Raw genomic sequence first — 20434 nt, forward strand, 5'->3', positions numbered from 1 at the left:
ATGATGGAACCTCCAGAGGCATTCATGCAGACACAGCCTTTGCACCTGATGGACCGCTTTCCTGCAGCATTGCTTGAGTTACGGGATACCGGTCAAATCGCCCACTTCAATCTGGCCTGGGTCGAGCTGATGGACCTGCCGGATGCAGAGCGCCATCTGATCGACTATGTGCACCACGAGGACCGCTCGTTATGGCGTCAGGCCTTGCATGAACTGCGACGGCGCCCCGAAACGTCTTTTAACCAGCGGCTGCGGTTCGTCCACCCTTCGGGGGAATTGCGCTGGTTCGAGGTCAGTCTGAAGCGCGGGAACAATGGCTTCTATCTGGTGGCGGGGGATATCACCGCGCACAAGCGGCGGGAGATTGCCTTGCAAGCGAGTCAGCGCAGTAGCATGAACCTGCTGGACAGCATGCCGGGGCTGATCTATCGCGGCCGCAACAACCGCGACTGGACCATGGAATTCGTCAGTGCCGGTTGTCTGCAACTCACCGGCTACCCGGCGGAGCGGTTGGTGGACAACCATGACTTCACCTACAGCAGCCTGATCCTGACACAGGATGCCGATTACGTCTGGCGTGAGGTGCAATATGCCTTGTCCCGGCAGGAGCCGTTCGAGCTCAACTACCGGATTCGATGCGCGGATCAATCGATCAAGCAGGTCTGGGAAAAAGGTGTGGGCATCTATGCCGACAATCGAGAAGTACTGGGTATCGAGGGGGCGATTTTCGAGCGTAAAGCAACTCAGGGTCAGGGGTGTTGAACGAAGTGTCGGAGTAGCAGGGTGGCTTTATCGTCACTGACGCTTCCTGGCCGTGGATTTTCTACCTCAATCTACCGTTGGGTGTGCTGGCCTAGATTGCCGCGCTGGTCTTGATTCCCAAACAAGATCACGTCAGTTCCCGGACATTCGATTTCAGCGGTTTTCTGCTGGTTGGCGATGCCAGTGCGGCGTTGTTGTATGGCGTAGAGATGCTGGGGCAAAGTCGTGCCAATTTATTACAGGGCCTGTCATTAAGCGGTGCCGGCGTGATTCTCGGTGTCTTTGCCTGGCGACATATGCGTCGGCATGCGCATTCGAACGTATTACCTGGTGAGATGGTCTGAGCCATGCAACCGAGTCGGAAACAAGAAGTCCTCGCCACGGAGGTGAGCCTGATACATCCAAGCCGTTAGAACCGTTCGGGTCTTCTCAGTGATTTCAAATTGTACTGGGTGCTGAGTTTTCTGCTGCATCACGATGGCCCGTGACGAGACATGTTCTCCAGGGACTACATCTCGTACTCGCAGCTTGGTTAAGTCACAGGCACGCAGCTTGCTGTCGATTGCTAAGTTGAATAGCGCCAAATCCCGCATCTTCTCCGCGAACTGGAGGCTGACTCGGATGGCCCAGATATCTCTGGCTCGGAGCGGGGGCTTTCTGTCCTATTAGCTTTCCCTTGTTCCAAGGCTGATGGCTGTATGTAGCAATAGTGTTCATGGTGTTGTCCTCCACGTTGGGGGAGGACAAGGGTGGATCAGGCACAGTGCGTGGTGGTCGCTATCCGACCCATAGCTGCCTGTTGCTGAAGCTGGTGGACAAGTAAACGTTGCCCACCCTACAGAACTCCCGAGATCGCGTAGGGTGGAAAACCACAGAGCGCTTTTCCACCAGTTCCAGGCTACCCCGCTGTGATGCTGTGAAATCTGCACCTCTTCAGGCGGAAGGTCCAAGCTCCTGTAGCGATATCTGGCGCCCGGTACGGGCGTCATTAAGGAGGGCGTAGACTGCGCCGATTCAAATACAGTTAGATGAGAGGGATTCGTGGTGAGTGGTCGAAGCGACAAGCTGAACCTGGATGGGCTGTCCAATACAGAAGCGCTCAACATCATCGCTATGTTGGTCGATCAGGCTTCTAATACCGACAATGTGTCTCTCATTGATCATGTGGTCGAGCTCGCAGACCAGCTAGAGACGCGTGAGCTCCAGGATGATCAACTGGCACTTCTCGACTACTTCCGCGCCAATGCGTGGGCGTGTCGCTACCAACGCAGATACTGCGACCGAGAAGGATTGTGGGACTTCGATCAGCCAGAAATTCAGCAGCAGATTTTTCACCTCCGCCGGGCGGCCCACGGCCCAGGGTTCGAAGCGCTGGATCAGCTTAGGAAGTGTCAGATCCTAACAAATCTAGGCAACCAGTTCGATGCTGTGGGCCGTTTCGTGGAAGCTCGCGCCAGCTGGAACGCAGCTTTGGAAGTTGATCCGCAGTTTTGGATGGCTATGGCGAACCGGGGGCAAGGACTAATGTATTACGCCTCGATACTGTACGATCCTGGTCATGAGGGGGTCTTTGCCCTTCATGCTCATCGTGACCTCGCCAGCGCAGTGGAACTCATCAGCACGCTTCCTCACTTGGGGGATCCAGGATTGCGGGATTTGTTTGCGCAAACGGCTGAGCAGATAGGGCAGTACTACGACTTGGCAGCCATAGGCCATTCCTACCGGCTGGATGGTTGGTCGTTAGGCGATTGCGCGGCGGAACAGGCCTACCGTCGCTGGTGTCTGAACCACACCCTGTTCCTCAACCCGCTAAATGATGTTGCCCAGGCTTCTATTGCTTCCAGCGACATCCTTACACTGCCAAATTTCACGCTGCCAACCGGTGAGCCACCAATCGTCACAGGAATGTTCAACGAGCTCAAACAGATGCTCGCGTCAGCCAGGTGGATGCTCTGGGAAGGTACTCATGCAGTCGATGCCCATTACTCCGATCACGGAGTGCTTCTGTATGACACGCTGGACTACTCGTCTTTCGGGCTCTCGATCGAGAAGGTCAAAATGGCGTTTCGGCTTAACTATTCGATCTTCGACAAGATCGCCTACTTCCTGAACTTCTACCTTGAGCTAGGCATACCTGCGCAACAAGTTAGCTTCAGAACAATCTGGTTTGAGAAGAAGGGTGGGGCCTTACGAGAGACTGTAGCTAAGTCAGAGAACTGGCCGCTCCGTGGTCTGTACTGGCTAAGCAAGGACCTATATGAAGAGGGCGTGAAAGGCACAACCGAACCTGAAGCGCTTGCCCTTGCTGAACTTCGAAACCACATGGAGCACCGGTACGTAAAAGTTCACGAGAGATTGATGCCTGTATGTAGTGAACACGACAGATACCATGATCCGCTGGCCTACTACATCTCCCGATCTGACTTAGAGCAGAAGACCTTGAGGCTAATGCAATTGGTTCGGTCGGCGCTCATTTATCTGTCGCTTACCATGCATCATGAAGAGCGTCGTAGGGCCGAAGACAAAGAAGAGCTGGTCGTGCCAATGCCACTCGTTGTCCTGCCGGACGACTTCAAGCGATAGCTGTGTGGAAAATTGGAGGTGTTTGTTTATAGAACTGACCGTCTGCTACTGGCCGATTTCTGCGTGTCACTAAGGGCTGCAATCGACCGATTCTGTTGAAAAAGTCGGTCATCCAAAACTGACTGCTCATTGGATGGTGAAAATGCCTTCTTTGCGCGCTGCTACGCGAAATCCGAGTCCGCAAGCCAATGCCAAAAGTAAAGATTTCAATCTCGGACGCCTACTTTTCTGACGCGCAAACCATGGCCGACTTTTTCAACAGAATCGACCCACAGCGGTCCTTCGAACTGATGATGACCAAGAGCGGCCGCTCGGATAGGGAAAGACGGCGGTGCGCTAGTCGGAATATGGTGTTTCTGGGGAGAGGAGGCAGGCGATGCCACAACTGGTGCGCCTAGAGGAGACACACAGCCAGGATCAGTTGCAGGCGCTACAGGTTTTGACTGGATCTTTGAGGTAGTGCAAAGTGCCATCCTCTCCGAACTGTAAGCATAAAGAATTGAGGTGGATCGCGAAGCGTATTCACTAAAAACGTCCCCCAGTATAGAGCGAAGGAATAGTTCATGTCTGCATACACTGGTTTATCTTGTACTTTTTCGTATCTTATTCGCGAGCATGGCTCGAACAAAGTTTACGACTGGGTTTACGCGGCTGCACAAGACGTAGCAACCCGAGATACACCCGATCATCACCTATCTGATGCTCTGGCGTACTTAGCTGCCGCGGTGGTATCAGATGAAGTCAGAGATGCCGAGTCTAAGGTTCCAGGGATTGCCAAAGATCTCGAAGCGAAGACCAAAAATACACAACAGGCATATGAGGAATTAGTCGCAGCGACTGATGCAATCAAATATAACGCGCTTGAGTTTTCGGATTATCTTGAAGAAATCAAACATCCAATGGCTCAGTTCGCCAGACGTAGATTTTTCACACCAGAGCAGCCGATCCGCTCCATACAAAAGAAAATTGACGAATTTATGGGGGCGGAAAAAACCGAATATCAATGGGTGGCTGTTGAGAAGTTCATGACGGATGAGTTTCCTAGGGTTATTGAAAGTCAAATCCAGCTTTATAAGGATTTCACAACGTACAGTAGGCATCGTGAAGATGACCATCCGGCAAACTGGAAGTCTTCGCCATTTGCATATCTTAAGGTCAAAGAAGGGCAGCTGTATCGCCTGCTAGAACTTAGCTCTCTTTATCGAGAGGTAGCAGATCAAATGAAAGTATTGTATTCCGCAATCACCAAGTTCAAGTCAGCGGTTGAGGCGGAGCAGGAAAGCCATCGAAAATACGATATGGCTAGGAGCGTTATAGAGCAAAAGATTCCCGATGATCTGGGGAGATTTATCCCGCACGACGTGGTTAAAGCAATCGAGAACAAGGCTGATAAATCCTAAGACCTACATGGAGAGGATTCCAATCGGAAAGCGTTTTTACACACTCTGGCTCGATATTGCGTGCGTCAGTATACCCCATAGATTAAGAAGAATAGCAGGCGGGCCTTTAGCATAAGCTCCGTTACCTTTGAGTTCGTAGGTGTAAATTAATAACTGCCTTTTGTCGATTTGATCCGTCCACAAAAGGCCGCTCCTGGCCGATTCTGTTGAAAAAGTCGGGCATGGTTTGCGCATCAGAAAAGTACGCATCCGAGATTGAAATCTTTACTTTTCGTAGAGTCTTCCAGACTCGGATTTCACGTAGCAGAGTGCAAAAAAGCGTTTTCACCAGTGAATAATCAAGCAGTTTGGGCAGACCGACTTTTTCAACACAATCGGCCGAATGCCGTCGTTCGTGCGGCAGCTATCGGTCATAAGTAAACATAGCAAACCAAGCGAGTTCCATCAGAGGAGGTTAAGATGGGGAGAATATTATTAGCCTCATCTTCCTCCTTCGTTGCTTGTTGCGAAATATGCGCAGAGGCACCATTCATGTTAAGAAAATGGTGCCAGCGATGCCTCACTATGAGGACTCTTAGACTTCTATTCGCTCTTCAAGGATTCTCGCCGCCACACCATCTTTGAAGTGAAAGTAACTGGCAAGTCCGAACAAAATAAATTGCGCAAACCCCAGCTTCAAGGTTGGCTGCGCAATCATCCCAAAATAGAACAACAATGACACCGCTACCATAAAAAAGCGTTTGGAAGCATACCAACCCAAAAACCTATCATCGGCAGAACGGTGCTTGATGGCCGATCTCGTCATTCTGACTGCAACCTGACCAAAAATGATGCAAGACCCCAGCGACCAATCAGCTGAAAGCACAATTTCCTGCCATGTGTACGCATACAGCTTGATGAGCACCAGCATCGTGAAGGGAATCACGATAAAAAGGTACTCGGACATAAGTTCGGCTAAAATAGCCTTGCGGTCTCTAGAGGAGAGTTCTGGGTTCATGCTGAAGCCCCACATCTCGGTGGATGTCTATTACCCTTTTAATTTTCGCACTGGATATGAAAGGTTTACCTTTCCCGGCAGGCGGCGTGTAAATCTCGTAGGCAACTTCAGCCTCCATAACATCTTTTGGCCCAATAGGTTTTATCAACCCATCCTGATACCCTTCTAGCCAGCCGAGATCAGAAATGTTCGCATTATATCGACTACCAGTGCTGACACTTAGCATGGCCCATGCGCCCTTTCCGATATTGACCGGAGCCCTCACATAAAGTTTATCTACACCAATGTGGCTTTCCTTTGTTCCCAAAAACATATCCTTGGGATTGGCATTGAAGCGCCAATGCGTGTTGATCGGAGTTACGCAGTGAGCTTCCGTTAGGGTAGCCGTAGCACTCTCTTCTGGAAGCAACCGTTTGTTGGCTTCCGAAAGCTTACTCAAAGCGACTGCCAAAGCTTTGCGATCGATCATAGGATCCACGGTTTGGCCAAAATCAAACTTGCTCAAGTGATCTTCCAGCTTCGCCGCCAAGAGATCTACGTCTTCTTCAGTGCTGGTAGAGTCGATTTCAGAAAGCTCACCTGCTAATCTCACCCCAGCATCAAAGACAGCATCTTCCACCCATGTTCTTACCCTGCCTGGAACGGACTTTAGCAAACTCGCTATCGATCCGGTCTCGACATTTTCCAATCGGAGTTCAAAGTCACCTGCCGCGCCAACGCTCATTGCAATAACTTGCCCAAGTGCCTGGTAAGCTTCTATGTAGATGCTCATGGCCTGGAATATTTCAGCGGGTCTGTGGCGCTCCTTGGCAAAATCGATCTTGATCTTCAGCGTCTCGTGCATTGCGACCTACTTCCATGAATGATTAATAGCACCAGGGCTGCCTGAAAACTCTCGTCTGCACAATCGATAGACGCGCTAAGCGACCTGAGCGATCTGATTAGAGCCTTGCGCCCCCCTGAAATTCGCCGATTCTAATTCCAATGATGGCAAAATGTCTTCGTCGTTCACGAGGGCGCATAGGGTTTTCGTTATGTTGGGGTCGCCTTACCAGAAAACACTGTTCATCCAAACAGTATATCAGATATGGGAATCTGGCAAACCTGGCCCTTGGTGTGCAGCGTAGCCTGTCTCCAACTACTGATCGTCGATCTTCGATGCATTCAGGTGAGATGGGATTCACCGGTAGCACCCTCTCAGGATAGTTCTCCTCAAAAATGGGTAAGTATTGGCTAAAGTAGCCAGTCGAGACCGTCCGCCGTGGGTCGATATAAGCTATGCGAGTGACTGCTTTTGGCCGATCGGTGCCTGTCGCGAAGGGCAGCGTGCGACCCATGGCGGTCAGTCCAGACAGGCAAAAAGCGGCCATGGCTGCCGTCGTGAATAACAATGGCAAATTAGTGGCTATGCTTGGTCAGGTACCTTAAATCACTGATTTTTGTTCACTGAGGCGCGATCGGCCACCACGATCACGTGAATTAATCATGAGGATCAAGCAAAGTGTATTATCCACTTACTCCTTACGTCTTTATTGTTACAGCAATACCATTCGTCATATTGCTACTCGCACTGATTAGCGTATATCGAAATGCGCGCAATGAGAATGGTTTTAGTCCGTTAGTTGTAATGCTGCTGTGTGTAGGTGTATCACTTCTCTCTTTAGTGACTGCTGAGATTTTAGTAAATCTGATTCCCATTCTTCGGGGGTTGCGCCTTGGGATACCAGTTGCAATTACATGGCTTGTTTTTCTAGCAACATATATTTATTTGGCAAAAAAAGTACGATTAAAAATTACGTCATTTTTTATCTGGTGTTTTTTGGGGGCGGTCTCACTTATTATTACTGGAATCCCTGTAATTATTTGGTTTGGTTGTGCAACTGGCCCTGTATGCATATAGTTTGTAAAAAGAGGTGCGAGGGCTGTGCATTCCTCTGGCAATCCGTATTGTCGATCTGGCTACAGAGTTTGACCCTGCTTCGTAACGTCTGCGCCCATCATGGCCGACTATGGAACGCTTCGATCACGGCAGGTGCGCCAGAGTACGCTAGGGCCATCGGAGTGCAATTTCGCCGTAACACCCTGGCGCTTCACAAGAGGGGTTTCTGGGGAGGGGACTGGGGAGAAATGGATAGTGGAGTGTGGGAGAGGCCGGCCCTACTGCAGGCCTGCCTCACATACCAGGGGAGTTTGGGGCAAGCACATCAATGACTGGCAGCCACGTGCACCAGGGTTTTCCGCCCGTGGATGGAAATCAAGCCCGCCACAGAGAGTTCTTTCAGTACGCGCCCGACCATCTCTCTTGTGCAACCGACCATGGTGGCGATCTCCATCCGTGTGTTGGACAGCATGTATCCGTTTGGGTGAGTAGTACTTGATGAAAAATTACAACCTGTCTTGAATCTTGCCAGAACGTTGCAAACGCTTGGGTACTACTAGTTACCTGCGGCAGCAATGTTGAGTTATTCGCTTCCGATTTTTATGGCTTTCGTTTTTATACACTCTCGGCCGTTCTCTGCCGGAGTGCAATTTCGATTTCGCATCACGGCCCGTATCGATAACGAATGGAGCAAGCCAACGCTGTTTACATCCTCCTTGCATGAATCAGATTTGGTCCATGCGGAAAACGATTGAACGACATAGCTCCGACTTCTGGGGCGGTAGGCTGCATCCCGATAATGCCACGTATGCCGGACCCTCGAAACTAAGTCCGAAATCAGCGCTTTTTCAGAGCATGTGGCGCTTGGCGCACTGAGTTGGAGCATGCAGTCTGGCGGGCTAAAGCAAACAGAATGCTGTCGACTGCAGAATATCCTTCGAACAGTGCAAATGGTTAGGCTGCTTACGACTTGGCTTGGTATTTGCTATCAACTCGCCATCCGAATGTCGCGGTTGGAGAGGCAAATGTCGCTTTCAAGTAAGGTTATGCAGTTATCCTCTAGCGAGAAGCACTGGTTACCCTGGTTCGGCAAAACTGGAAAAATTGCGATGGGTTGGTCATGCCGACTCAATCAATCGACATACCCGGTGATCGAACAAACCTTTGAAGCCATTGCACAAACCCGTGCGCAATTGCTACATAACTGGACGCGCGAGCAATGGGAGCACCTCGCTGAGCTGGCGGAAAATCTCGGTCGGGATTTTGCCCATATCGACCGCAGTTCGCTGATGGATAAGCTCAGCCAGGCCGAAGATTTTTCCGAGCTATTTGTCGTGGGGGTCGACGGCGCCGTCATCGCCTCCACCTGGAGCGGACGCGGTATAAATCAGCTTGAGAAAACTCGTGCCCTGGCCGAAGGATTGAAGGCACCGTTTCTTCACGGTCCTTACAGCGATTCATTAACCTTGCAAATCGGTCCATCGACTTCACGCTTTCACGATGAAATCACGTTGATGTTTTATCAGCCTTTGAAGGCTGATGGAAAAGTCCTTGGCTGTCTCTGCGGTCGCGTGCCAAACGATGTGTTGGGCGATCTTATCCAACGCGAGGCCGGGCACATCTATGCTGAATCGGGCGACAATTATTTGTTCATGGCGCAATCACGCTTTGATCCGGCGATTGCACCGGGCACCGCGTTGTCGCGCTCACGTTTCGAGGACGGTACTTTCACCCACGGCGAAAACCTGAAAAGTGGCGTGCACACGCCCTATAAGACCGTGCAGATTCAACGGCATACTGAGCTGGAACTGCGCTTCACTGACCCAGCGACCCAGGAATTGCACCCTGGTGTGCGCGAAACTATCCGCATGGGCTCCAATCTGTTCGTGACTTATCCCGGTTACTCGGACTATCGGCACATTCCGGTGGTTGGCAAGGGGGTTACGTTCCAGTTGCCAGGATCACCTGATCGCTGGGGAATGATGTGTGAGGCCGATCTGGAGGAAGTTTACCGCCGACGCTCACTCAGCTATGGCTTGATGAAACCTTATCTCGCAACCATGACAGGGCTCTTTGCCTGCAACTACACGGTCCAGCATTACAGCGGCCTGGCACAGGGGATGATCGATGCCGTCGAGGTTTTGGGCATGGTCTGCGCCACTGTGCTGTTCAGCCTGTTGGGGCCTAAACGGCTTGCGCAAAGGTTGAGCGAGATGACGGGTGTGATCAGGACCATCGCCGAGGGCGAGGGCAACCTTCGTCAACGTCTGGACACCACACGAATGGCCAACGATGAGACCGGTGACATGGGGCGCTGGATCAACAGCTTCATCGATAATCTGGACTCGGTTGTCGGGCAAGTGGTGAAGGCCAGTCGCACCGTCGGCGCCACCAACCAGATGATGTTGGGGCGCAGCCAGGAAGCTGGCGTCACTTCGGCTGAGGTGGCCGAAGCTGTGCATCACATGATGATTATCGTTGAAGACCAATTGGGCGAGATCCAGCAGGCCTCTGCCAGCGCCGAGCAAATGAAGCAGGCAATGGACGAAGTCGTTACCCGTGCCCGCGAGCAGTTTCTCGCCGTGCAGGCAGGAACCCAGTCGATTCGGGATGTGGTCGAACGCTCTTCTTCAAGCGTGCAGTTGCTCGACAGCCGCATGACGCAAATCGGCAACATCACCGGCCTGATCAGTGATATCACCAACCAGACCAATCTACTGGCACTCAATGCCGCCATCGAGGCCGCGCGCGCCGGCGAACATGGGCGAGGTTTTGCGGTGGTTGCCGAAGAGGTACGCAGTCTTGCCTCACGCACCTCTCGGGCCGCCGACGACATTCGGCAGATGGTCGAAGGCTTGCAGAACGAAACGCAAAACGCCGTCAGCTTCATGAAGGAGGGCGTCAAGGACGTCGATAACAGCCTGCGCCTGGCCGAAGATGCTTCCTCGGAAAACGTGCAGTTGCATCACGCGGTGGAAAGTATGTTTGCGATCATTCAGCAGCTCAACAAACGCAGCCTCGATTACGGCAAGACGATCAAACAGGTCGACCAGTCTTCCGCGCAAATGCGTCAGACGGTGGTGGTGTTGCAAGGCAGTGCCGAGACCGTGAGGCTCAATGCCAATAAACTGCAAAAACTGGTGGGGCAGTTTGAGGTGAGCAACAACAGCAATGGACGCGTGGCGGCTGCTTAAGAAGGCAGGCGAGGGCGGGCTGACCATGAAGGTAGCCCGCATTTTCGAAGGGCGCCAGGGTTGCAGTGGACCCAATTGATGAGTCGAGTCATGGCAGCAGCGGCAGCCATCGCAGAGAGCCTGGTTGATACCGGAGAGCTCCTGCGCACTTTCTAAAACGCACTCCCCAGCGTTGTTACCGCAAAACGAATGACTGCTTGTGGCTGCCTGTCACGAAGGGCTGCGACCGACCCAAAGCGGTCTGTGGCGACATATAGCAATTGGCCGCAGCAGCCCGCCTGAAGGGTCGTAGTCAACCCCTAGCAGACGGTGTATTCACAGCGGAGAAATTTTGCTGTCCGTCAGTCTAGGTACAACAATCAAATTTTTTACGAATTGCGTCCAAATCATCCCAAGGGTTTCGCCGTTGTCCTGCGTAACCACATCCAGGGGAATGTTCAAAACACGCTGGACGCATTTAAAACTGAGTTTCGCTGGCGTTGATTGTGTCACCAGCAAACGGAAGCGCGAATTGCTCCTAGTAGTACAACGGCTCTCGTAATGTTGTTTGCGCCGCGCCAGCGGCCCAAACAGCCACTCACGGACGCTCAAGCGGCTGGACTCAAGCCCTGATCGTTTCAAGCAGTCCTGAAATACCGAAGATGCTCACCATTCGTATGAGGTTGAAAGACAAACAAGGACATATCGATTGAATCACGTCCGAGGCGCCCCAAACTTCTCAAATACCAGCGGCGTTTCGCTGATGATTGCCTCCATCAATGCTTGCGCACTGTCGTGACGTATCAGAGGCACCGATTGGCCCGCTGACAGGGAACTGAAATCATCGCGGCCCTGGCTCAACCCGGCTCTGGCGAGCTGCCTCATGTACCAAGCTTGTGCCGGATAAGGCGCCAGTCTGGAATCCCTTTGATCCATGTCTGCGGTCATGCGGTTGCAAAGGCTCCTTGCCAGGCGCCCTGTGAAAGCCTTGGTAAGTGTGGTGGCCTGCTCCCTCAGGGCTTTGCGATGACCAGGGCTCGCCGCTGACTCCTTGCAGGCCAGAAATGCCGTACCGATCTGCAAACCGTGAGCACCCAGGGCGAGGGCCGCTGCCACGCCCCGTGCATCGGCGATACCTCCGGCAGCGATCACTGGAATCGCCACCTGATCTGCGATCTGTGGGATCAGCGAAAAAATCCCCGTCAACGAAGCATGCGCAGGCTCCAGAAACGAGCCTTTATGACCACCGGCTTCGAAGCCCGATGCCACGATGCAATCGACACCGGCTGCTTCCAGCGCCCGCGCTTCCTGCACCGTGGTGGCAGTGCCCATGGTCAAAATGCCCAATGCCTTGCACGCCTCAAGAATGCCTGCTGGTGGAATGCCGAAGACGAAACTGAACACCGGCGGCCTGATGGTCAGCATGGCCTCCATCTGCTCATTCGGGTCGGGAATGAAACGCTCAGGCGCCGGCGGGACTTCATTGCCAAGCTCGGTAAAGTAAGGGCGCAACAGCCGGTCCGCCGCCAGCACGCTGTCAGGGTTGGGCAACGTCTCGTCAGCGCTGGGGATCCAGAGGTTGATGGCGAAGGGTTTGTCCGTCGCCAGGCGAATTCGTCGGGCCTCCTCGATCATTTGCCCAGGCTCCAGCGACTGCATGCCATAAGAGCCCAGCCCTCCGGCATTCGAAACCGTGCTGACCAGTTCAACAGACGAAGGACCGCCACCGAAGGGGCCCTGGATAATCGGAAACCTGATACCCAACAGTTGCGTTGCGGGTGTGTCGTACCACATCGGTCATCTCCCTCCGTTGATTGGCGCTTCCCCCTGTGGGGGCTTGATCAGTGCACCTTCAGCGTAAAGAAGTAAGCGAACACGCGGGCTTCTCGTTCTTTCATCCGGCAGCCAATCAATCGCGATTTTTGGCCATACTCAAACGGGCCACTCTGACAGCGCATTGGGTTGAGTTCTGCACGGTGCAAGATTGCCTGACACACTGCTCGCTAACGGTGAGAAACTATGTCGACCCGCAGTGGCGCCGACTTGGCGGCGCACGACTGTCAATCCACCTCAGATGATCGCCTCGGACGACTCACATGAAACTCGCACTGGTTGTTTTCGATGGTGTTCAGGCACTGGATGTCGCTGGCCCGCTCGATGTCTTTGCCGAGGCGAATTCATTCCTGCCACCGGATCAGCGCTATGACGTTTCCATGGTCGGGGTTCGACCAGGCAATGTCCGGTGCTCCAACGGCATGGAGATTACCGTTCCGTACCACTATTCGACCTATCCGGGTCAATGCGATCTGCTTTTGGTGGCCGGCGGCCCCAGGATGCCGGACGCACGACCGGAGGAAGGTTTTCTCGATTGGCTGCGCAGCCAGGCCGATGGCTCACGGCGCTATGGTTCGGTTTGTAACGGTGCTTTTCTGCTGGGCCACGCCGGCTTGCTCGATGGCCGCGAGGTGACCGCCCACTGGAATGATGTTCAGCGCCTTGAGGACCAGTTCCCCGATAGCTTGATTCGACCCGACAAGATCTTCGTGCGCGACGGCAACCTGTTCACCTCCGCCGGCGTATCCGCCGGCATCGATTTGTGCCTGAGCCTGGTCGCTGAAGATTGGGGCAGCGAAATGGCGCTGACCGTCGCCAGGCGCCTGGTGGTGTACATCCACCGCGAAGGCGGGCAGTCGCAATCGAGCCCGTTCCTGGCCTTGCGTCCCGAGGAGGACTCCATCGTCAGCAAGGTGTTGCGCTATGTCACCGATCACATCGGTGAAGCGTTCGCCATGGACCAACTGGCCGATGCTGTCGGCGTGAGCCGTCGCACTTTTTCGCGGATTTTCTCCCGGGATGCCTCGGTCACCCCGGCGGTGTTCGTCGAACAGGTGCGGGTGGACCATGCGCGCAAAATGCTCGAAGACACCGATGCCCCACTGAAAACCATTGCCTTCAATTGCGGCTTTCATAACTCGACCCAGATGCGGATGATTTTCCTGCGACGCCTGAACAAGACGCCCAAAGACTATCGCAGCCACTTCAAGGCAAAAGAGCAACAGGCAAAACCGATCAAGAAAGTTGCTCCGACGGTACTTCGCCCCAAGACAAAGTCTGCGGCAGCCTGATAAGGCACTCCTTTATCAAGATTTTTTAATCTCGTTTTTTCGCCTGATTCAACCACTTTCTGGCCACGTAAAAACTGTCCATGTAGAGGGCTTGTGCTTGGCCGAAAATCGCTATTGATTGGCCCTTGATCCCGCCATCCTTGGCACTTGCGAAGTTCGATTTTCGTTAGCATCAAAACTAACGAGATCCACTACGGCAGCGTCGCGAGGAGTCCTTATGCAAAGTCAGAAAACTTCAATCCTGTATGGCGGTAATGCGTCCTACATTGAAGAGTTGTATGAGCAGTTCCTCATTGACGCTTTGACCGTCCCCGAGCAATGGCGGACCTACTTCGAGTCTCTACGTGCGCAGTCGGGCAGTGGCGAAGGCCAGCCGGATGACATCGCACACACTCCGATTGTCGAGCAGTTCGTGCAACTGGCCCGCCGCGCCGGGCGCAAGGCAATGGCGGTAGCGGCGCCCGATAAAGTAATGACTCGCAGGCAGCTTGCGGCTCAGTCCTTGATCGCCAGCTATCGAATGGTCGGCACGCGCCGGGCCGATATTGAACCGCTGCGCTGGGCGCCCAAGCCTGTCATTGCAGAACTGTCGCCGGTGTATCACGGCCTGGACAGCGTCGACCTCGCGGAAAAAATCGAGCTGCCCGGCCACTGGTTCTGGACAGGCGAAAGATCGGTTGCCGATCTGGTTTCGGCCCTGGAGGCTACCTACACCGGCACCCTGGGCAGTGAATTCATGTACCTGAGCGATCCGCAGCAGCGCGAATGGTGGCAGAACCGTCTGGAGTCCAGCCGCGCAAAACCTTCGCTGGGGGCCGAGAAAAAGCTCCGCATTCTCGAAAGGCTGAGCGCGGCCGAAGGCCTCGAAAAATACCTGCATATTCGCTTCACCGGGCAAAAACGCTTCTCGCTGGAGGGCGGCGAGTCGCTGATCGTGCTGCTCGATGAATTGATCCGGCACGGCGCGAAAACCGGTGTGCGCGATGTCGTGATGGGCATGGCTCACCGAGGTCGTTTGAACGTTCTGGTCAACACCGTCGGCAAGCCACCGGGCTACCTGTTCGATGAGTTTGAAAACAAGGCGGCCAACGTTCTTCCTGCTGGCGATGTGAAGTACCACAAGGGCTTCACCGGCAACATCGAGACACCGGACGGCGCTGTCACCGTGAACCTGGCCTTCAATCCTTCTCACCTGGAAATCGTCAACCCGGTCGTGCAAGGCATGGCGCGGGCCCAGGGCGAGCGGGATGAAACGACCTCGCGCAGTAGTGTGCTGCCGGTCGAGATCCATGGCGACGTGGCCATTTCAGGCCAGGGCGTGGTCATGGAAACCCTCAGCTTGAGCTACACCAAAGGCTATGGCACCGGTGGCACCGTGCACATTGTCGTGAACAACCAGATCGGTTTCACGACCTCCGACCCACAGGAAACCCGCTCCTCATTCTACTGCACCGACATCGCCAAAGTGATCGAGGCGCCAGTGTTGCATGTGAACGGTGACGATCCCGAGGCCGTGGTGCATGCGGTACAGCTGGCGCTCGACTATCGCAAGGAATTCGGCAGAAGCGTGGTCATCGATCTGGTCTGTTTCCGCCGCCATGGTCATCAGGAGCAGGACACCCCCGGCATCACCCAGCCGCTGATGTATCGCTCGATCAGCGCCCATCCAGGTGTGCGTCAGCTGTATGCCAACAGGCTGGTCGCTTCGGGCCTGGTCAGCAATGAGCAGGTTCAGTCCATTGCCCAGGCCTACCGTGAAAGTCTGGAAAATGCCCCGTCTACAGCGGCGCAAACGGCTCCCGTCCAGCAGACGAAAGCACCTCTGACGCTGTATTCAGCGCCGAGCCTGGGGCACATCGAGGGCCTGGCCGCACGCGTTGCCCATCTGCCTACGGATCTGAAATTGCACCCGTTGGTGGCCAAGGTCACTCATGCCCGACAGGAAATGGCCAAGGGTATAAAACCGCTGGATTGGGGGATGGGCGAACACCTGGCGTTCGCCTCGATATTGTCTGCCGGTGTCGACGTGCGGCTCAGTGGCGAGGACTGCGAACGCGGCACCTTCAGCCATCGCCATGCGGTGTTGAATCCGCAGAATCGCGAATTCAGGGGACAGGGCAAATACCGCCCCCTGGATCATGTAGCGCCAAAGCAGGGTCGCTTCGCGGTGATCAACTCGGTCTTGTCCGAAGCCGCAGTACTGGCTTTCGAATACGGCTACACCATCGCCCGTCCTGACGCTATGGTGCTGTGGGAGGCGCAATTCGGTGATTTTGCCAACGGCGCGCAAGTGGTGATCGATCAGTTCATTGCCGCCGGTGCCGCCAAATGGGGCCAACACAGTGCCTTGACGATGTTGCTTCCCCACGGGCAAGACGGACAGGGGCCGGAGCATGCGTCCGCCCGACTGGAGCGTTACCTGCAACTCTGCGCGCAAGACAACATGCGTGTCGCCCAGCCGACGACACCGGTGCAGTTTTTCCATCTGTTGCGTCGTCAGGCGCTGCACGTCGAGCCCCGACCGTTGATCGTGATGACGCCCAAATCGCTGTTGCGCCATCCAGAAGCGGTGAACGAGCTGAAGGAGTTTGCCGAGGGTTCTTTCCAGGAGGTGCTGGGTGAAGGTTTCAGCACCCCCGCCGCAGAAGAAAAGGTGACCCAAGTGATCGTCTGTTCCGGAAAGATCTACTACGAGTTGCTGGCCCGGCGCCGTGCTGAAAATGCCGACCACATCGCTCTGATACGCGTGGAGCAGCTGTACCCATTTCCGAGTGCCGCACTGGCCCGTGAGTTCGCTCGATACGCCAACCTGCAATCAGTGGTCTGGGCCCAGGAGGAAGCGCGCAACCAGGGCGCGTGGAAGTTCGTCGATGACTATCTGCGCGAGATCCTCCCGGCGATGGCCTCGCTGCGCTATGCCGGCCCACCACCCGGTGCCTCGACGGCGCCCGGCAACATGGCCATGCATGTAGAGCAACAGCGTCAAGTCATTCAAAGCGCGTTCTCTTAAACACGATGTGTGTTCTCTCACCCGTCTATTGCTTGATGAGAGGCCCAGCGCCTGAATAACAGTACGCTGGAGGTAACTCCTCTCGACACACACTCAGCGTGGGAGCCTTGCTATCCATCCATTGTTCTGGACTCATGAAATATGGATACGTTCGAAGCACTGCGAATCTTTGTCGGTATCGATGAAGCTGGTAGTTTGAGTGGTGCAGCACGCCAACATTCGCTAGCAACCTCGACAGTGACGGTTGCCTTGCAGCAGTTGGAGCTTAGCGCAGGGGTGCGATTGATCACGAGGTCCACTCGACGAATCAGCTTCACTCACGAAGGCCGACAGTTCCTGTCAGAAGCAAGGAAAATTCTGGCGACATGGGATACCTCGCTTGAGAGCTTCAAAGAAGGGCCTTTGACGGGGCCAATCCGCTTCACCGCTACCCAGGATTTTGGCACTGAAATTATCGCCCCCTTGATCGACAGTTTTTCGCAATTGCATCCCGGCATTCGTTTCGAACTTCTGTTGGCCGAAGGCGTGCTTGATCTGGTTCACAACAACCTGGATTTCGCACTACGTAACGGTCCTTTGTCCGACTCTGCACTCAGGGCCCGATTGCTGGTGCCAGGACGCCGCGTGGTGTGTGCCGCTCCGGCTTACTGGGCATCCCACGGCGAACCCACATGGCCGCAGGACCTGGTCCATCACAACTGTTTGGTGATGTCGCGGCCCGACCGCTCGTTTTCAACCTGGTACTTTACCGAGGGCGGTAAACGGTTCGGAGTGAAAGTGTCGGGCAATCGCATGACCAACAATGGCGGACTGCTCCGACAGTGGGCGATCAATGGTTACGGCGTATTTATTAGCCCGACATGGAATATTCGCAAAGAACTACAAACAGGCGTGTTATCGACTGCGTTAAATGGATTTATTGCCGATGAAGCGAATCTCTACGCCGTCACCAACGAAGGTGTGGCGAGTCGTCGGGTTACGATGCTCCTCGACTTCCTCACACAGGAATTGGCAGGGTTTGAATAACCGGATTTAAACTTGACGGCGGGTTTGATTTCTCGCAAATCGCGAAAGGTGAAATCGATTTTTACCGGCTTATCGCCCTTCCAAAAACACCGGAAACTGTTCCTCTTTAAACCGGGGTTAGCTCCTAACCCTACAGAGGAGCGTGACCATGCCAGCTATCGACATGCCCAACACCGAACTGAACAAACTGCTGTCGTTGCAAGCCATCAAAAAACTGCGAGTCCTTTACTGCCACCATTTGGACAGTGGTCGCATCGACTCGCTCACCCAGCTGTTTACCGAGGATGCCATTGTTCAGGTGGATCGCGGTTGCTGGAAGGGCCGTGAAGAGATCCACGCTGGCCTATCTACAGCATTCTCCGAGTACGACGTCCACAAGCGCGGGGCCTACCCGTTTGCTCACCTGGTTTCCAACCAATGGGTTGAACTGCTGGACGAGAACCGCGCCGAGGGACGCTGCCACCTGCAATTCCTGGCGACCGGAAAAACTGTCGAGGAAAACCCTCTCATCCTCCTCGCAATCTACGCCGACGAGTACCAACGGGTTGATGGTCAATGGCTGATTAGCCGCACCCGCCTGGACGTGATTTGGCCTGCGTTTGACGTCGCTGGCGGCGAGCCAGGCAACGGCCTTGTGCTGCCGTCCTGAGCCATGCGCGCTTTGACCTTTCGCTGTCTCTTTATTTACCCGACTGTCTAAGTTTCGGAGAAAAGCATGAATTGCTCGCAAAAAGTTGTCGTCGTTACAGGTGCGTCGCAAGGTATAGGCGCAGCAGTGGTGCAGGCGTTTCGAAAGCTCGACTACCGCGTTGTTGCAACCTCGCGCACGATCAAACCGTCGGACGATGTGAATATCCTGACGGTCGCAGGTGATATCGGTGATCCGCAAACCGCCCGACGTGTCATCGCCGAAGGGGTCGCACGCTTTGGCCGGATCGACACACTGGTGAACAATGCTGGCATTTACATCGGTAAACCCTTTACCGAAAATACCGCCGAAGACTACGCTGCGGTGATGAACGTCAACATGGCAGGCTTCTTTTACATCACCCAACTCGCCATCGCCGAAATGGAAAAGCACGGCAACGGCCACGTGGTCAGTGTGACAGCCAGCATCGGTGATAATGCAATCAGCGGTATCTATTCCGTACTGGCGGCCCTGACCAAGGGTGGCTTGAACTCCGCCACGAAGTCGCTGGCAATCGAATACGCTAAGAAAGGCATTCGTGTGAACGCCGTCGCACCGGGGGTCATCAACACGCCGATGCACGCGTCGCAGACCCACGAAATGCTAGGTAGCTTCCATCCGCTGGGCCGCATCGGCGAAATAAGCGATATGACCGATGCCATCCTGTACCTCGACTCGGCAGCGTTCGTCACGGGAGAAATCCTGCACATCGACGGCGGCCAGAGTGCCGGTCGCTGAGCACCGGAACTTCACGGGCGCCGATAGTCGGCGCCTTTTGCTGAAATCGAGAAGAACGCCAATGATCGCCTTGGTGTGCATTATGGCAGCCAGAAATGTCCAGCAGGGAATGATGCAAGACCAAATGGTGCATTGATGGGTACACCCCTATTCAGTTAGTACGTACGCCCAAGTCTTGGTAGGTGCTGGGCTGATGCCGTAGGAGTGCGGAATTGGCGCCAGTGCGATTTTGCCCCATGTGTGCCAAGGTAGGCCGCCGCATTGGGACGTACACAGCCAGCCGTGAACGTCTGTTCCTGGCCGTTCTCTGCCGGTCATGGTCACGAAGCGGGATGGTAAAATCCGATGCAAATGACTGGTCAGGTCGAATGCAAATGGGTGGGCAAGTCTGTGCAATTACCCAGTCATGCAGCTTTTAGCAACGACTCAGCCAATAGCTGCGTTGTAGCACTGCCAGCCGACTGCACCTGTATGCTGATATCTTCATTTGGAACGGTTGGTTGGGAGGTAGTGATGAAAATTACCGGTAAGGTCGAAATCGAATCCGTCATGGATGTCATGTGCGACGTCTGCCAGCTCTCCACCCGGGTGAAAAGTGGCGGGCTTCAATTCGCCACGCTACAGGCACACTGGGGGTATGGCACGAAACATGATGGCGAGCGCTACGAGCTGCACTTGTGTGAAGACTGCTTCTTTCAGGCAGTTGCTAATCTCAAGCTGGAGCGGCGTACTCAGAGTCTACTCAGCGATGACGGACGTGCGGATACGGCTATTGTCGGCGATGATTTCGGTCTGATTGCTAAAGATGATTTCTTTAACGACTCCCTTACGAGCGAATGATATTGATCGACCAGCTGACTTCAACCTCAGTTCAGATCTCGAACGACCTCGCGACCGACAGCTATTGGCCGATTCTGTTGAAAAAGTCGGTCCTTCCAATATCAAAACCGCCCCCGATCAGTCGTTAGATAGGTGCAACTGCACCTCCATGGCGTCCTGAAGGAGTCTGACGACCTCAAACACGTCGTCGTTTACCACACGATAGAACACGAT

Annotated in this window: 16 protein-coding genes and 1 pseudogene; 12 read left to right on the forward strand and 5 right to left on the reverse strand. The window is 54.3% G+C overall.

Going from position 1 to position 20434, the window contains the following annotated elements:
- Together AC07XF_RS01005 and AC07XF_RS01010 are read left to right on the forward strand one after the other, a co-directional pair.
- Positions 1–762: a PAS domain-containing protein gene (locus AC07XF_RS01005; protein ID WP_495025038.1), complete on the forward strand. Its 762-nt coding sequence runs from the start codon at positions 1–3 to the stop codon at positions 760–762.
- Between the two features lie 110 nt (positions 763–872).
- On the forward strand, positions 873–1106 hold the full coding sequence (locus tag AC07XF_RS01010; protein WP_495025039.1) for a hypothetical protein: 234 nt from the start codon (positions 873–875) through the stop codon (positions 1104–1106).
- Here AC07XF_RS01010 and AC07XF_RS01015 read toward each other — a convergent pair.
- Positions 1092–1479 (reverse strand): annotated as a pseudogene (locus tag AC07XF_RS01015) (site-specific integrase); the annotation flags it as partial. The gene AC07XF_RS01010 and the pseudogene AC07XF_RS01015 sit on opposite strands and share 15 nt — an antisense overlap.
- A gap of 327 nt (positions 1480–1806) precedes the next feature.
- Between AC07XF_RS01015 and AC07XF_RS01020 the strand changes: the two are divergent.
- Positions 1807–3345, forward strand: coding sequence for an LA2681 family HEPN domain-containing protein (locus tag AC07XF_RS01020; RefSeq protein WP_495025040.1), 1539 nt, complete (start codon positions 1807–1809; stop codon positions 3343–3345).
- 563 nt (positions 3346–3908) lie between these two features.
- Complete coding sequence (locus AC07XF_RS01025) at positions 3909–4745, forward strand: hypothetical protein (RefSeq protein WP_495025041.1); 837 nt, start codon at positions 3909–3911, stop codon at positions 4743–4745.
- A gap of 574 nt (positions 4746–5319) precedes the next feature.
- On the opposite strand, the gene AC07XF_RS01030 is transcribed toward AC07XF_RS01025, so the two are convergent.
- Positions 5320–5742 (reverse strand): hypothetical protein, encoded by a 423-nt coding sequence (locus AC07XF_RS01030; RefSeq protein WP_495025042.1) that lies wholly within the window; start codon positions 5740–5742, stop codon positions 5320–5322.
- Positions 5720–6586 (reverse strand): hypothetical protein, encoded by an 867-nt coding sequence (locus AC07XF_RS01035; RefSeq protein ID WP_495025043.1) that lies wholly within the window; start codon positions 6584–6586, stop codon positions 5720–5722. The genes AC07XF_RS01030 and AC07XF_RS01035 overlap by 23 nt, the downstream gene beginning before the upstream one ends.
- Positions 6587–7632: 1046 nt before the next feature.
- Here AC07XF_RS01035 and AC07XF_RS01040 point away from each other — a divergent pair.
- Positions 7633–7953, forward strand: coding sequence for an Abi family protein (locus AC07XF_RS01040; protein WP_495025086.1), 321 nt, complete (start codon positions 7633–7635; stop codon positions 7951–7953).
- On the opposite strand, the gene AC07XF_RS01045 is transcribed toward AC07XF_RS01040, so the two are convergent.
- The gene (locus AC07XF_RS01045) at positions 7947–8093 is read right to left on the reverse strand and encodes a helix-turn-helix domain-containing protein (RefSeq protein WP_081501637.1); all 147 of its coding nucleotides are present in this window, start codon (positions 8091–8093) and stop codon (positions 7947–7949) included. The two genes, AC07XF_RS01040 and AC07XF_RS01045, sit on opposite strands and share 7 nt — an antisense overlap.
- Positions 8094–10161: 2068 nt before the next feature.
- On the opposite strand from AC07XF_RS01045, the gene AC07XF_RS01050 reads away from it, so the two are divergent.
- Positions 10162–10815, forward strand: a complete 654-nt coding sequence (locus AC07XF_RS01050) for a methyl-accepting chemotaxis protein (protein ID WP_495025087.1) — start codon at positions 10162–10164, stop codon at positions 10813–10815.
- Positions 10816–11508: 693 nt separating this feature from the next.
- On the opposite strand, the gene AC07XF_RS01055 is transcribed toward AC07XF_RS01050, so the two are convergent.
- Complete coding sequence (locus AC07XF_RS01055; protein WP_495025044.1) at positions 11509–12588, reverse strand: NAD(P)H-dependent flavin oxidoreductase; 1080 nt, start codon at positions 12586–12588, stop codon at positions 11509–11511.
- Between the two features lie 302 nt (positions 12589–12890).
- Here AC07XF_RS01055 and AC07XF_RS01060 point away from each other — a divergent pair, with 302 nt between their 5' ends.
- From AC07XF_RS01060 to AC07XF_RS01085, 6 genes are all read left to right on the forward strand, one after another.
- Entirely contained in the window at positions 12891–13919 is a 1029-nt protein-coding gene (locus AC07XF_RS01060) for a GlxA family transcriptional regulator (protein WP_495025045.1), read from the forward strand.
- Positions 13920–14136: 217 nt separating this feature from the next.
- A complete protein-coding gene (locus AC07XF_RS01065) occupies positions 14137–16929 on the forward strand; it encodes a 2-oxoglutarate dehydrogenase E1 component (RefSeq protein ID WP_495025046.1) in 2793 nt (930 codons plus the stop codon).
- Between the two features lie 141 nt (positions 16930–17070).
- A complete protein-coding gene (locus AC07XF_RS01070; RefSeq protein ID WP_495025047.1) occupies positions 17071–17955 on the forward strand; it encodes a LysR family transcriptional regulator in 885 nt (294 codons plus the stop codon).
- 148 nt (positions 17956–18103) lie between these two features.
- On the forward strand, positions 18104–18604 hold the full coding sequence (locus AC07XF_RS01075) for a nuclear transport factor 2 family protein (protein ID WP_495025048.1): 501 nt from the start codon (positions 18104–18106) through the stop codon (positions 18602–18604).
- Positions 18605–18670: 66 nt separating this feature from the next.
- Complete coding sequence (locus AC07XF_RS01080; protein ID WP_495025049.1) at positions 18671–19381, forward strand: SDR family NAD(P)-dependent oxidoreductase; 711 nt, start codon at positions 18671–18673, stop codon at positions 19379–19381.
- 513 nt (positions 19382–19894) lie between these two features.
- Positions 19895–20221, forward strand: coding sequence for a hypothetical protein (locus AC07XF_RS01085; protein WP_495025050.1), 327 nt, complete (start codon positions 19895–19897; stop codon positions 20219–20221).
- Positions 20222–20434 lie beyond the last annotated feature (213 nt).

This window comes from Pseudomonas sp. GW821-FHT01C01, assembly GCF_059422645.1.